The sequence below is a fragment of the Luteimonas saliphila genome, assembly GCF_016774335.1.
Lineage (GTDB): Bacteria > Pseudomonadota > Gammaproteobacteria > Xanthomonadales > Xanthomonadaceae > Luteimonas > Luteimonas saliphila.
The window spans coordinates 14,300-26,900 of the sequence record NZ_JAETWA010000041.1 but is presented as its reverse complement, the minus strand read 5'-3'; the positions used below and the strand labels follow the sequence as shown (position 1 = coordinate 26,900).

General features: G+C 72.8%; 12 protein-coding genes. All 12 read left to right on the top strand.

Annotation, left to right across the window (positions count from 1 at the left end; translation table 11 throughout):
- The first annotated feature begins 111 nt into the window (after window positions 1–111).
- The 12 genes from fliO to JMO03_RS11790 all read left to right on the top strand — a co-directional run bounded on the left by fliO (window position 112) and on the right by JMO03_RS11790 (window position 12,600).
- A complete protein-coding gene (fliO, locus tag JMO03_RS11845) occupies window positions 112–489 on the top strand; it encodes a flagellar biosynthetic protein FliO (protein WP_202843865.1) in 378 nt (125 codons plus the stop codon).
- Entirely contained in the window at window positions 486–1,304 is an 819-nt protein-coding gene (gene fliP, locus JMO03_RS11840) for a flagellar type III secretion system pore protein FliP (RefSeq protein ID WP_202843561.1), read from the top strand. The genes fliO and fliP overlap by 4 nt, the downstream gene beginning before the upstream one ends.
- A gap of 10 nt (window positions 1,305–1,314) precedes the next feature.
- Window positions 1,315–1,584, top strand: a complete 270-nt coding sequence (locus tag JMO03_RS11835) for a flagellar biosynthetic protein FliQ (RefSeq protein ID WP_202843559.1) — start codon at window positions 1,315–1,317, stop codon at window positions 1,582–1,584.
- A 7-nt stretch (window positions 1,585–1,591) separates the two neighbouring features.
- A complete protein-coding gene (fliR, locus tag JMO03_RS11830; protein ID WP_425491835.1) occupies window positions 1,592–2,380 on the top strand; it encodes a flagellar biosynthetic protein FliR in 789 nt (262 codons plus the stop codon).
- Between the two features lie 6 nt (window positions 2,381–2,386).
- Window positions 2,387–3,556 (top strand): flagellar biosynthesis protein FlhB, encoded by a 1,170-nt coding sequence (gene flhB / locus JMO03_RS11825; RefSeq protein ID WP_202843557.1) that lies wholly within the window; start codon window positions 2,387–2,389, stop codon window positions 3,554–3,556.
- A gap of 89 nt (window positions 3,557–3,645) precedes the next feature.
- A complete protein-coding gene (gene flhA / locus JMO03_RS11820; RefSeq protein WP_238346138.1) occupies window positions 3,646–5,628 on the top strand; it encodes a flagellar biosynthesis protein FlhA in 1,983 nt (660 codons plus the stop codon).
- A gap of 647 nt (window positions 5,629–6,275) precedes the next feature.
- Window positions 6,276–8,108, top strand: a complete 1,833-nt coding sequence (gene flhF / locus JMO03_RS11815; protein WP_202843556.1) for a flagellar biosynthesis GTPase FlhF — start codon at window positions 6,276–6,278, stop codon at window positions 8,106–8,108.
- Window positions 8,020–8,997: a MinD/ParA family protein gene (locus tag JMO03_RS11810; RefSeq protein WP_425491834.1), complete on the top strand. Its 978-nt coding sequence runs from the start codon at window positions 8,020–8,022 to the stop codon at window positions 8,995–8,997. Before flhF ends, JMO03_RS11810 begins: the two co-directional genes overlap by 89 nt.
- Window positions 8,994–9,755 (top strand): RNA polymerase sigma factor FliA, encoded by a 762-nt coding sequence (locus JMO03_RS11805; protein ID WP_202843554.1) that lies wholly within the window; start codon window positions 8,994–8,996, stop codon window positions 9,753–9,755. Before JMO03_RS11810 ends, JMO03_RS11805 begins: the two co-directional genes overlap by 4 nt.
- Before the next feature lie 37 nt (window positions 9,756–9,792).
- Window positions 9,793–10,185, top strand: a complete 393-nt coding sequence (gene cheY / locus JMO03_RS11800) for a chemotaxis response regulator CheY (protein WP_149102873.1) — start codon at window positions 9,793–9,795, stop codon at window positions 10,183–10,185.
- Entirely contained in the window at window positions 10,182–10,808 is a 627-nt protein-coding gene (locus JMO03_RS11795; protein ID WP_337926410.1) for a protein phosphatase CheZ, read from the top strand. The genes cheY and JMO03_RS11795 overlap by 4 nt, the downstream gene beginning before the upstream one ends.
- Window positions 10,809–10,812: 4 nt before the next feature.
- Window positions 10,813–12,600 (top strand): chemotaxis protein CheA, encoded by a 1,788-nt coding sequence (locus JMO03_RS11790; protein ID WP_202843553.1) that lies wholly within the window; start codon window positions 10,813–10,815, stop codon window positions 12,598–12,600.
- Window position 12,601: the final 1 nt, after the last annotated feature.

The window sequence follows — 12,601 nt, the reverse complement described above, 5'->3', positions numbered from 1 at the left end:
CGACCCGCGACCTTGGAGGCCAGGGCCATGGACGCCGCGTCCGCGACCGCAGCCGAAGCCTTCGCCGCACGCGCCGCCGGCGCGGCGGACAGCAGGCCCGCGGCTCCGGCCATGGGCAGCACCGCGCATACCGGCCTGCCGGCTGCCGCACCCCAGTCGCCGGCCACCGCCGGCACGCTCGGCGGCGCCGTGTTCGCCCTGGTCCTGGTGGTCGGACTGATCCTGCTGCTGTCGAAGCTGGCCAGGCGCATGCCCGGGCTCGGCGTCGCCGGCGCCAACCCCGCGCTGCGCATCGTCGGCTCGCTGGCGCTCGGGCCGCGCGACCGCCTGGTGGTGGTCGAGGTCGGCGACACCCAGCTGCTGCTCGGCGTCGGCGCCGGCGGCACCCGCACCCTGCACACCCTCGACCAGCCCCTGCCGGCCGCCGCGGCGAAGTCGCCGCCGGCGTTCGCGCAGCTGCTCGCCCAGCATTTCGGAAAGAAGCCATGACGTTCCTGCGCGCCCTGCTCCGGGCAGCGGCCTCCTGCCGCGCCGCGTTCCCCGCCTGGGTGCTGGCCGCGTGCCTCCTGTCCGCGGCCGCGCTGGTCCCGACCACCGCCTCCGCGCAGGCCGCGCCCACCGCGCCGGCGCAGCCGCTGCCGTCGGTCGACGTCGGCAGCATCGGCGGCCAGCCGGTGAGCATGCCGCTGCAGGTGCTGGCGCTGATGACCGGCATCACCCTGCTGCCGGCCGCGCTGCTGGGGCTGACCGCGTTCACCCGCATCATCATCGTGCTCGGCCTGCTGCGGCAGGCGCTCGGCACCGGCCAGACCCCGAGCAACCAGGTGCTGCTGGCGCTGGCGCTGTTCCTCACCGCGATGGTGATGATGCCGGTGTTCAACGAGGCCTGGGCCAACGGCATCGCGCCCTACCTCGACGACTCGATGGACTTCCGCGCCGCCTGGGCCGCGACCTCCGAACCGTTCCGCGGCTTCATGCTGGCGCAGGTGCGCGAGACCGACCTGATGACCTTCGCCGGCCTGTCGCAGACCGGCCCGTACGCGACCCCGCAGGACGTGCCGTTCGGGGTGCTGGCCGCCTCGTTCCTCACCAGCGAACTGAAGACCGCGTTCGAGATCGCGTTCCTGATCTTCATCCCGTTCGTGATCATCGACCTGGTGGTGGCGAGCGTGCTGATGTCGATGGGCATGATGATGCTCTCGCCGATGCTGATCTCGGCGCCGTTCAAGATCCTGCTGTTCGTGCTGGTCGACGGCTGGGTGCTCGTCGTCGGCTCGCTCGCCGCCAGCTTCAACCCCGCCTGAGGCCGCCACGATGACGCCCGAAACCGCACTCGGCGAGATTTCCCGCGGCCTGCAGATGGCGCTCGTGCTCGGCGGTCCGCCGCTGGTCGCGGTGCTGGTGGTCGGCGTCACGGTCGGCGTGATCCAGGCCGCCACCCAGATCAACGAGCCGACCATCCCGTTCGTGGTCAAGGTGGTGGGACTGGTCGCGGTCCTGGCGACCACCGGGCACTTCCTGCTCGGGCGCATGGTCGCGTTCACCACCGAACTGTTCCACCGCATCCCGCATCTGATCGGCTGAACCCGCGTTGGAGACCGTCTCGCTCGCGTCGATGGCCGGGGTCGACCTGTTCGGCATGCTCGCCACCGTGCTCTGGTACGCGTTGCGCATCGGTGCCGCGCTGCAGGTGCTGCCGGTGATCGGCGGTCGCGGCATCCCGGCGCGGGCGCGGCTGATCACCACCCTGGCGCTGTCGGCGGCGCTGTCGACGGTACTGCCGCCGCCGCCGCCGATGGGCGTGGACGCGGCCACCGCGCTCGGCGTGCTGCGCGAGTTCACCGTCGGCGTCGCCATCGGACTGATGCTGCGGCTGGCGTTCGAGGCCGGGCAGCTGGCCGGGGAATTCGTCAGCCAGGGCATGGGCCTGTCGTTCGCGACCATGGCCGATCCGCTCAGCGGCGCCTCGTCGCCGGTGCTGTCGCAGTGGTTCTACCTGGCGTTCGCGCTGCTGTTCTTCGCCATCGACGGCCACCTCGCCCTGGTCGCCCTGCTCGCCGACAGCTACGGCGGGCTGCCGATCGGCGCCGCGCTGCCGGACGTGCAGGCGCTGCTGGCCGCGGTCCCTGCGTTCTTCGGCGCCTGCATCCGCGCCGGCGCGCTGCTGGCGCTGCCGGTGATGATGGCGCTGCTGGCGGTCAACATCGCCTTCGGCGTGCTCGCGCGCGCCGCCTCGCAGCTCAACCCGATGGCGATCGGCCTGCCGGTGTCGCTGCTGGTCGGCCTGATGCTGCTGATGCTGCTGATGCGCGAACTCGAGTCGCCGGTGCGGGCGCTGTTCGAAGACGCGTTCGCCGCCGCGCGCGCGCTGACCGGCTGACGCACCATGAGCGAGGAGACCCAGAAGGAGGACCGCACCGAACAGCCGACCGAGAAACGGTTGCGCGAAGCGCGCGAGAAAGGCCAGGTCCCGCGCTCGCGCGAACTGGCCAACGTCGCCGTGCTCGGCTGCGCGGTGCTGGCGCTGAAGGCCACCGGCGGCAGCGTCGGCGCCGCGTCGCGCGACTGGATGCGCGGCGCGCTGACCATCGATCCGGCGCTGCTCGACGCCCCCGACCGGCTGTTGCCGCACGCCGGCTCGCTGTTCGCCGGGCTGGTGCTGCCGCTGCTGCCGCTGGTGCTGGCGGCGCTGCTGGCCTGCGCGCTGGCGCCGATGGCGATGGGCGGGCTCCGCTTCGCCGGCAAGTCGCTCAAGCCCGACTTCGCCCGGCTGAGCCCGGCCAAGGGCCTGGCGCGCCTGTACGGCAGCGAGAGCCTGGCCGAACTGCTGCGGTCGCTGATGCGCGTGGCGCTGATCGGCGGGGTCGGCGCATGGGTCGTGTGGCGGTCGTTCTCGACCCTGTTGTCGATGCCCCAGGCCTCGCTCGAGGCCGCGGTCGCGGGCGGCGTCGATCTCGCGCTGACCGCGCTGCTGGCGATGGTCGGATCGCTGGGCCTGCTGGCGGCGATCGACGTGCCCTGGCAACACCGCCAGCACCGCAACAAACTGAAGATGACCAAGCAGGAACTTCGCGACGAGGCCAAGCAGGTCGAGGGCAACCCCGAGCTCAAGGCGCGGGTGCGCCAGGTGCAGCGGCAGATGTCGCAGCGGCGGATGATGGAGGCGGTGCCCGGCGCCGACGTGGTGGTGATGAACCCGACCCACTACGCGGTGGCGATGAAGTACCAGCCCGGCATGCGCGCGCCGACCGTGGTCGCCAAGGGCGTCGACGAGATGGCGCTGGCGATCCGCGCGCTGGCCGAGAAGCACCGGGTCGCGATCGTCGAGGCGCCGCCGCTGGCACGGGCCTTGTATAGGCAGGCGCAGGTCGACCAGGAAATCCCGGTGAAGCTCTACGCCGCCGTCGCGCAAGTGCTGTCCTACGTGTACCAGCTGCGGGCCTGGGTGCCGGGCCGCGGGCCGATGCCGGCAATGGCCGGGGTCGACGTCGGCGCCGACGGCGCGCCCGACCCCGTCGACGGCGCCCCTGCCGACCGCGACGGAAGTCCGTCGTGAGCGGCGCCAGCCCGGGTCGCGGCAGCGCGATCCTCGACAGCCTGCGCCGCGGCGCCGCGACCCCGGTGGTGGTGATCGCGATCCTGGCGATGGTGATCGTGCCGCTGGCGCCGATCGTGCTCGACGCGCTGTTCACCATCAACATCGCGTTGTCGCTGGTGGTGATGCTGGCGGTGGTCTACGTGCGCCGGCCGCTCGAGTTCTCGATCTTCCCCAGCGTGCTGCTGATGGTCACGCTGCTGCGGCTGGCGCTGAACGTCGCCTCCACCCGCGTGGTGCTGCTGCACGGCCACCAGGGCGAGGCCGCCGCCGGCCACGTCATCGAGTCCTTCGGACAGTTCGTCGTCGGCGGCAGCTACGCGGTCGGCATCGTGGTGTTCGCGATCCTGACCATCGTCAACTTCGTGGTCGTCACCAAGGGCGCCGGGCGCATCTCGGAAGTGTCGGCGCGCTTCATCCTCGACGCCCTGCCCGGCAAGCAGATGGCGATCGACGCCGACCTCAACGCCGGCCTGCTGAGCCGCGAGGACGCCAAGGCGCGGCGCCAGGAAGTGCGCGAGGAAGCCGACTTCTACGGCTCGATGGACGGCGCCAGCAAGTTCGTCCGCGGCGATGCCATCGCCGGCATCCTGATCCTGGCGATCAACCTGGTCGGCGGCATCCTGATCGGGATGCTGTCGCACGGCATGGCCTTCGCCGACGCCGCCCAGACCTACACCATGCTCGCGATCGGCGACGGCCTGGTGGCGCAGCTGCCGGCGCTGCTGATCGCGGTCGCCACCGCGATGCTGGTCACCCGCGCCACCGGCGAGCAGGAGATGGGCGAGACGGTGTCGAAGCAGGTCTTCGGCCACCAGCGCGCGCTGACCGTGGCCGCGGTACTGATGGGCCTGATCGGCATCGTCCCGGGCATGCCCAACCTGCCGTTCCTGGTGCTGTCGGCGATCCTCGGCTGGGCGGCGTGGAAGCTGCGCCGGCGCGCGGCCGAGGCCGAAACGCAGGAGGCGAGCCGGCCGGGCGCCGACGCCCCTGCGGCGGCGGCAGCCGAACTGAGCTGGGACGAGATCCGGCCGGTGGAGCCGCTGGCGCTGGAAGTCGGCTACCGCCTGATCGCGCTGGTCGACCAGGCGCAGGGCGGCCAGCTGCTGGCGCGGCTCAAGGGCGTGCGCCGCAAGCTCACGCAGGACCTGGGCTTCCTGATTCCCGCCGTGCACGTGCGCGACAACTTGGAGCTCGCGCCCGGGCAATACCGGCTGCTGGTGCACGGGGTGCCGGTCGCCACCGGCGAACTGGTGCCCGACCGCGAGCTGGCGCTCGACCCCGGCCGGGTGTTCGGTCCGCTCGACGGCATCCCGGGCAAGGATCCAGCGTTCGGCCTGGACGCGGTCTGGATCGTGCCCGGCCAGCGCGCGCATGCCGAATCGCTGGGCTACACCGTGGTCGACGCGGCCACGGTCGCGGCCACCCACCTGTCCCACGTCGTGCGCGAACGCGCGGCCGACCTGCTCGGCCACGACGAGGTCCAGCAGCTGCTGACCGCGCTCGGCCGCAGCGTGCCCAAGCTGGTCGAGGACCTGGTGCCCAAGCTGCTGCCGCTGTCGGTGGTGGTCAAGGTGCTGCAGTCGCTGCTGGCCGACCGGGTGCCGGTGCGGCAGATGCGGCAGATCGTGGAAACCCTGCTCGAGCACGGCGCCCAGACCCAGGATCCGGCCGCGCTCACGGCGGCGGTCCGCGTCGCCCTCGGCCGCTTCATCGTGCAGGAACTCAACGGCATGGCGCCGGAGCTGCCGGTGTACACCCTGGCGCCGGCGCTCGAACGCGTGCTGCAGGACTCGGCCAGCGGCCAGGGCGCCGCGCTCGAACCCGGGCTCGCCGAACGCCTGCATCAGAACCTGGGCGACTGCGTCACCCGCCAGGAGAGCCGCGGCGAACCCGCGGTGCTGCTGGTGCCCGGCGGCGTGCGCGCGTCGGTCGCGCGCCTGGTCCGCCACAGCGTGCCCTCGCTCGCGGTCCTCGCCTACGCCGAGGTGCCGGAAGACAAGCGCCTGCGCCTGGTGGGCGCGGTGGGCTGACGCCGTCACCCGCCGCAAGCGCCGTAGCCCGGGTAAGCGTAGCGCACCCGGGACGGACCTCCCCTTCCATCGGGCGTCACCTCCCGGAGCCCCGGATGCGGCCTGCGGCCTTATCCGGGCTACGCGGCTCGAACACCCACGCGTAGCCCGGGTAAGCACAGCGCACCCGGGACGGCCATCGGGCGTCACCTCCGGGAGCCCCCGGATGCCGCCTGCGGCCTTATCCGGGCTACGCGGCTCGAACACCCACGCGTAGCCCGGGTAAGCGCAGCGCACCCGGGACGGACTTCAGGTTCCATCGGGCGTCACCTCCGGGAGCCCCCGGATGCGGCCTGCGGCCTTATCCGGGCTACGCGACTCGGACTCCCACGCGTAGCCCGGGTAAGCGCAGCGCACCCGGGACGGACTCCAGGTTCCATCGGGCGTCACCTCCGGGAGCCCCCGGATGCGGCCTGCGGCCTTATCCGGGCTACGCGACTCCGAGGCGATTGCGACCGACACGGGCAGCGTCCCACGCGTCAGCGTCCCGACAGCCACGCCCCGCCCCCGGCGCCAAGCTTCCGACGCGCCGGTCCGGGAGTTCAGGCCCGGGTCTTGCAGGACGGGGGCAGGCACCTGCCGCCAGCTACCCGATCCGGGCCAACACCATGCGAATCAAGCGTTTCACCGCTCCCGACATGCGCACCGCCCTGCGCATGGTCCGCGACGAACAGGGACCCGATGCCGTGATCCTGTCCACCCGCGCCAGCGCCGACGGCGCCGGCATCGAGGTGGTCGCCGCCACCGATTACGACGAGGCCCTCGTGGCCCAGGCGCTGCGCGCAGCCGCCCCCGCGGTCGCCGCCGCGCCTGCCCGTCCCCCGGCGGCGACCGCAGCGCCGGCGCGCGCCGCCTCCACATCTCAGGCGCCGGTCGCCAGCGACGGTTCGACCCGCGAGAGCCTGCTCTCGCGCGCCCGTGCCGTGTTCCGCATCGGCGACGCCCCGACCCTGGCCGAACTGACCCGTGGCGCTGCCGACGCGACGCCGGGCGCCGCACCCGCTGCCCAGGCGCCGGCTGCCGCCGCGACACCCGCCACACCCGCCACGCCGGCACCCACCCTGGCCGCACGGCAACTGGGTCCGGCTGCCACCCGCCCATCGCCTGCCGCGCCGGTACCTGCTCCGATCGCGCCACAGCCGGCCCCGAGCCGCTTCGAGGCGATGATGGCCGCGCTCGACGCCGCGCCGATGCCCGCGCCCCCCGCCGAAGCATCCGCACCCGCGCCGGTCGCCGCGGATGTCGCGCCCGCCACGACCGCCTTCCTCGCACCGCCTGCTCAGGCCGGCACCGCCCACCCGGCCGACCGCCCCGTCCGCGAAGACGGAGCGGAGGACTTCGGCCCCCTGATGCCGGACTTCCCGATGCCGCTGCGCCCGGAGCCGGTGACGGACGCCGCCGCCAGCGCGCCGCGCGAATCCATCGCCGCGCAACGCCCGGACGCAGCGCGCCCGCCGGCCGACGACACCGACGGCGAGCGCACCCGCGACGCCATCGCGTCGCGCGTCCTGCAGGCCGTCGCCAGCCCCGAGCTCGACCCCGCCATCGTGTCGATGCGCGAGGAGATGGCGCGGATGCGGCAGATGATGGAAACGCAGATGGAGCAGCTCTCGCTCGAACGCCTGCGCGGCTCGCCCGCGCGCGCGGCCGTACTCGACGCGCTCGCCGGCTACGGCTGCGACGAATCGCTGGCGCGCGAAGTAGCCGCGCAGATCGACCCGCGGCTGCCGCTGGACGCGATCCACGGGCCGATGTTCGAAACCCTGGCGCGGATGATCACCGTCAACCGCAGCGAACCGCTGGAAGACGGCGGCGTGATCGCCCTGGTCGGCCCGACCGGCGCCGGCAAGACGACGACGGCAGCCAAGCTCGCCGCGCGCTTCGCCGCCCGCCATCGCGCCCGCGACGTCGCCCTGGTCACCACCGACTGCGAACGCGCCGGCGCGCGCGAACAGTTGCAGGCCCATGGCCGCCGCCTCGGCATCACCGTGTGCGAGGCCGAGGGCCCCGAGCGCCTGCAGGACACCCTGGCCCAGCTGGTCGACTACCCGCTGGTGCTGGTCGACACCACCGGCCACGCCCCGCGCGACCGCGCCGTGTTCAGCCAGATCCTGTGGCTGCGCGCCGCGCGCAAGGTGCGCAGCCTGCTGGTGCTGCCCGCCAATGCCCATCCCTACGACCTCGGCGAGGTGATCCGCCGCTATCGCCCGGCCAAGCCGGAGGGCGTGGTGCTGACCAAGCTCGACGAAACCGGCCGCCTCGGCTCGGCGCTCTCGGTCCTGGCCCGCCATGGCCTGGGACTTGCCTATACCACCCAGGGCCAGCAGGTGCCGTCGGACCTCGACGCCGCCGATGCCACCCGCCTCGTCCAGTCACTGGAGAAAACCCGCCGTGCTGCCGATAACCCCCTCGCCACCGAGGATCGCCATGCAGTCGCCTGACCCCCATCTGCCCCACGCCCAGCTCAGCGGCCCGGAAGGCGCCGACGCGCCCGCCGGCCCGGTCCGGGTGATCGCCGTCGCCAGCGGCAAGGGCGGCGTCGGCAAGACCTCGGTCTCGGTCAACCTCGCCACCGCCCTAGTCAACGCCGGCCAGCGCACGCTGCTGCTCGACACCGACCTGGGCCTGGCCAACGTCGACGTGATGCTGGGCCTGTCGCCGCGCTTCACCCTAGCCGACGTGTTCGCCGACCGCTGCGAGCTGCGCGACACCATCATCGAAGGCGCCAACGGCCTGCTGGTGGTGCCCGCGGCCTCGGGCAAGCGCCACATGACCGAGCTGCAGCCGAGCCAGCACGTGGGCCTGGTGCACGCGTTCTCGCAGCTCGACCTCGCCCTGGACGCGATGGTGGTCGACAACGCCGCCGGCATCGCCGACGGCGTGCTGACCTTCTGCCAGGCCGCGCAGGACGTGATCGTGGTGGTCTGCGACGAACCGGCCTCGGTCACAGATGCCTACGCCCTGATCAAGGTGCTCAGCCGCGAGCGCGGGCTGAGCCGGGTGCAGGTGCTGGCCAACCAGGTGCAGGACCAGCGCGAGGGCATGCAACTGTTCGAGAAGCTGCAGCGGGTGAGCGCGCGCTTCCTCGACGTGACGCTCAACTACCTCGGCGCGATCCCGCGCGACGAGTGGCTGCGCCGGGCGGTGCAGCGCCAGGAGGCGGTGGTCGACGCGTTCCCGTCGGCGCCGTCGGCGATCGCCTTCCGCGACATCGCCCGTCGCTCGCGGCAATGGCAGTCGCCGGTCGGCGCGCGCGGTCACGTCGAGTTCTTCCTCGAACGCCTGGTCGCCCCGGCGTCGGCGCGCGCCCTGCGGGGGGCTGCGGCATGAACGCCACCGCCACCGCGCAATACCGCGCCAACCAGCAGGGCAGCGCCGCCGAAGTCGTCGAGAAGCACGGCGAACTGGTGCGCCGCATCGCCCACCACCTCGCCGCGCGCCTGCCGGCGAGCGTGGAGATCGACGACCTGATCCAGGCCGGCATGCTCGGCCTGATCGACGCCGCGCGCAATTTCCAGTCCGACCAGGGCGCGGCCTTCGAGACCTACGCCTCGATCCGCATCCGCGGCGCCATGATCGACGAGATCCGGCGCGGCGACTGGGTGCCGCGCTCGGTCCACCGCCGCTACCGCGACATCGTCGCCGCCACCCGCGCGATCGAACAGAGCACCGGCCAGGCCGCCACCGCGCAACAGGTGGCGACCGCGATGGGCGTGTCGCTGGAGGAATACCACGCCATGGTCGAGAACGCCGCGCGCGGCCAGCTGGTGAGCCTGGATGCGCACATGGACGAACACGACGGCGAGCCGCGGCTGGCCAGTCATTGCGGCGCGACCCCCGAACGCGACTTCGAGCAGGGCGCGTTCCGCGACGCGCTGGCCGAGGCCATCGACGGCCTGCCCGAACGCGAGCGCCTGGTGCTGTCGCTGTACTACGAGCAGGAGCTCAACCTGCGCGAGATCGGCGCGGTGCTCGGCGTGAGCGAGTCGCGCGCCTGCCAGATCCACGGCCAGGCCGCGGTGCGGCTGCGCGCACGGCTGGCCGACTGGCGCCGCGACGGCGACGAAGACGACGACTACCTGCCCTGAGCGCACGCGCAACCACACACGCAACCACGAGGTCCGCATGGACAAGAACATCCGCATCCTGATCGTCGACGACTTCTCGACCATGCGTCGCATCGTCAAGAACCTGCTCAACGACCTGGGCTTCTTCAACACCACCGAGGCCGACGACGGCAGCACGGCGCTGATCGAGCTGCGCAAGGGTCCGTTCGACCTGGTGATCACCGACTGGAACATGCCCGGCATGCCAGGCATCGACCTGCTCAAGGCGATCCGCGCCGACGCCGCGCTGGCGAAGACGCCGGTGCTGCTGGTGACCGCCGAAGCCAAGCGCGAGCAGATCATCGAGGCCGCGCAGGCCGGCGTGAACGGCTACGTGATCAAGCCGTTCACCGCCGCCACCCTCGGCGACAAGCTCGGCAAGGTGTTCGAGCGCCTCGGGGCCGCGGCGTGAGCGCGGCGCCCGCCGCGATCGCGCCGGGCGCCGGTGCGCTCGACGAGCGCAATGCGCTGATCGAATGCCTGCACGCCGCCCTGGCGGCGCTCGAGCAGCAGGACGAGCAGGCCTGGCGCAGCAACGTCGACGAGCTGATCCAGTGGCGCACCCAGCCACTGGTGCAGGGGCTGGTGAAGCTCGCGCGCGAGCTCGAGCAGACGCTCGGCACCGGCGCCGGCGGCGGTTCGCTGCCCGAGGCCTGCCTGCGGCTGGAGCACGTGGTCAAGGTCAGCGAAGAGGCCAGCCACCATACCCTGGACCTGATCGAGGAGTGCCGGATACTGCTCGGCACCCTGCCCACCCCCGATGCCGATGCCGAAACGGCCACGGTCTCGGCGGTGCGCGCGCGGCTGTCGGAGATGACCGCGGCCCAGGGCTACCAGGACCTCACCGGCCAGATCATCCGCCGCGTGGTGGAACTGGTGCGTACCGTGCACGAGGGGCTGGGCGAGTACGCGCCCGGCGCCGACCGCCCGCTGCAGCTCTCCAGCCACGGCCATGGCCCCTCGATCCAGGGGCTGGACGCGCCGGCCGCGACCCAGGACGACGCCAACCACCTGCTCTCGTCGCTGGGCCTGTAGGGTCATGTCGTCCGTCGCCTCCGACATCTGCGCCGACTTCCTGGTCGAGGTCGGCGAGATCCTCGACCAGCTCGGCGAGCAGATGGTGGCGCTCGAACGCGCGCCCGCCGACCGCGAATGCCTGAATGCGGTGTTCCGCGGCTTCCACACCATCAAGGGCGGCGCGGGGTTCCTCGACTTCACCACGATGGTCTCGGTGTGCCATGCGGTCGAGGACCGCCTCAACGCCGCGCGCGACGGCAGCGCGCCGCTGGACGCCACGGCGTTCGACGGCGTGCAGCAGGGCATCGACCTGCTGGTGGACATGCTCGGCTGCATCTCCGGCGGCGTCGAGCCGACGCCCGCGCCCGAGGCGCTGCTGGCCGCCCTGCGCGACGGCGCGACCGTCGGCGCCGCGCCCGTGCCGGCGCCGGTCGCCGCCGCGGCTGCGCCGGCGCCTTCCGACGATTCCGTCGACGACCTCGACTTCGAGGCCCTGCTCGACAGCCTGCACGGCGCCGGCGGCGTGCCCGGCGAGGCCGCGCCGCCTGCCCCCGCACCCGCACCCGCACCGCAGCAGCCCGCTCCGGCCGCACCCGCAGCGCGCGCGCCAGCGACCACGCCCGCCGCGCACGACGCCGCCGACGTCACCGTGCGCGTGGACGTGCGCCGGCTCGATGCCATGGTCAACTTGGTGGGCGAACTGGTCCTCGCGCGCAACCGACTGAAGACCATCCGCCCGCGCCTGCGCGACGACGACCTCGACCGCGCGGTGGCCTCGCTCGACGTCGCCACCTCGCGGCTGCAGGGCGCGGTGATGACCGCGCGCATGCAGCCGGTCGGGCGCGTGTTCGCGCGGTTCCCGAAACTGGCGCGCGACGTCGCCCGGCAGTTGCAGAAGCAGGTGCAGCTGGAAGTGTCGGGCGCCGAGACCGAACTCGACCGCAACCTGGTCGAGGCGCTTGCCGATCCGCTGGTGCACCTGGTGCGCAATGCCATCGACCACGGCATCGAGATGCCCGAAGTGCGCCGGCGCGCCGGCAAGCCCGAGCAGGGCCAGGTGCGCCTGAGCGCGCAGCAGGAAGGCGACCATGTCGCCATCGAGGTGCGCGACGACGGCGCCGGCATCGATCCGGACAAGATCCGCCGGCTCGCGGTCGAGAAGCGCCTGGTGGAAGACGACGTCGCCGCGCGCCTGTCCGCCGACGAATGCCTGCAACTGCTGTTCCTGCCCGGCTTCTCCACCCGCGACGAGGTCAGCGACCTGTCCGGCCGCGGCGTCGGCATGGACGTGGTGCAGTCGCGCATCCGCGAGCTCTCCGGCAGCGTGCAGATCCATTCCGAGATCGGTGCCGGTTCGCGCTTCGCGATCCGGGTGCCGCTGACGCTCGCGATCCTGCCGACCCTGCTGGTCGAGGTGGCCGGCGACGTCTACGCGCTGCCGCTGGTGCGGGTGGTCGAGGTGCTCTCGCACGATCCGGGCAAGGCGTTGTGGATCGACGGCCAGCGCGTGCTCGACCTGCGGCAGCAGCCGTTGCCGCTGCTGGGCCTGCGCGAATGGCTGGGGATGGCGCCGGCGCCGCTGCCCGAATCGACCTGCGTGGTGCTGCAGTCGGGCGACCAGCGCTACTGCCTGGCCGTGGACCGGGTGCGCGGGCGCGAGGAGGTGGTGATCAAGGCGTTGCCGCCGACCCTGCGCGGCCTGCCCGGCTATGCCGGCGCCAGCCTGATCGGCGACGGCCGCATGGCCCTGATCCTGGATGTTGACGCACTGCTCGGAACCGGCATGCGCGCGCCCGGCGCGTTCAAGTAAA

Coding starts and splice junctions, on each gene's coding strand:
- fliO (WP_202843865.1), top strand. CDS start 112: ATGGGCAGCACCGCGCATACCGGCCTGCCGGCTGCCGCACCCCAGTCG.
- fliP (WP_202843561.1), top strand. CDS start 486: ATGACGTTCCTGCGCGCCCTGCTCCGGGCAGCGGCCTCCTGCCGCGCC.
- JMO03_RS11835 (WP_202843559.1), top strand. CDS start 1,315: ATGACGCCCGAAACCGCACTCGGCGAGATTTCCCGCGGCCTGCAGATG.
- flhB (WP_202843557.1), top strand. CDS start 2,387: ATGAGCGAGGAGACCCAGAAGGAGGACCGCACCGAACAGCCGACCGAG.
- flhA (WP_238346138.1), top strand. CDS start 3,646: ATGGTGATCGTGCCGCTGGCGCCGATCGTGCTCGACGCGCTGTTCACC.
- flhF (WP_202843556.1), top strand. CDS start 6,276: ATGCGAATCAAGCGTTTCACCGCTCCCGACATGCGCACCGCCCTGCGC.
- JMO03_RS11810 (WP_425491834.1), top strand. CDS start 8,020: ATGCCACCCGCCTCGTCCAGTCACTGGAGAAAACCCGCCGTGCTGCCG.
- JMO03_RS11805 (WP_202843554.1), top strand. CDS start 8,994: ATGAACGCCACCGCCACCGCGCAATACCGCGCCAACCAGCAGGGCAGC.
- cheY (WP_149102873.1), top strand. CDS start 9,793: ATGGACAAGAACATCCGCATCCTGATCGTCGACGACTTCTCGACCATG.
- JMO03_RS11790 (WP_202843553.1), top strand. CDS start 10,813: ATGTCGTCCGTCGCCTCCGACATCTGCGCCGACTTCCTGGTCGAGGTC.